Annotated in this window: 1 protein-coding gene; it reads right to left on the bottom strand. The window is 68.9% G+C overall.

From position 1 onward, the window contains the following. Positions 1 to 660: Ulp1 family isopeptidase (locus RFM52_RS32745; protein ID WP_320298993.1), on the bottom strand; the 660-nt coding region annotated here is incomplete at both ends.

The following is a 660-nucleotide window of genomic DNA, read 5'->3' as shown; positions in this document are numbered from 1 at the left end:
GAGCGGCCGGCCGGTGGGCGGTTCGGCTTCAGCCAGGCGTGCGGTCAGCGCCCGGGTGGCGTCGAGGACGAAGACGCCGCAATCATAGGTGTTGTCCTGCTGGGCCATCAGCACCGGCTTCAAGCGGGCGCCCAGCTTTGCGGCGAGCTCTTGTGCCAGCGCGCTGTTTTGGCCGCCTGAGGAGTCGTAATGAGAGGCGAGCGGCTGGGAGCCGCGCAGATCGACAAACAGCAGCGACCAGTGGGTGCCCTGCTCGCCAAGCGCGGCATTGTTGAGGGGAAGGAACACGAAGTCGGTCCTGGCGTCCGCCAAATTGCCCCCGCCGCCGGCGATGCCGTGGAAGATGGCGGCCGCTTCGGCCTCGTCTTCGGTCATGCGCAACAGATGGGTCACCGAAGGCTCGACCAATCGGATCCGGGCGGCGATGTCGGGACTGGCCGCGTGCAAGGCCTCGCCAAGCAGCGCGTAATCGGCCGTGATATGGTCGTCCAGGAGCCATTGGGTGGCGCCAAGCGCCAGCCGATGCGCTGCAGCGGCTACCGGGGGAAGCCCGGCTGCCTGGCGCTCGGTCGGCCGAACGCCAGGTGGCACGTCGACTGCGATGCCGGGAGCGTCGGAGATGGCTGATGTCCCGGCAGCGGCGGGCATCTCGGCAGCGGC

Source organism: Mesorhizobium humile (genome assembly GCF_033977215.1).
GTDB classification, from domain to species: Bacteria; Pseudomonadota; Alphaproteobacteria; order Rhizobiales; family Rhizobiaceae; genus Mesorhizobium; species Mesorhizobium humile.
Note: the sequence above shows the minus strand (reverse complement) of the source record. Positions and strands in the feature narration are given on the sequence as shown.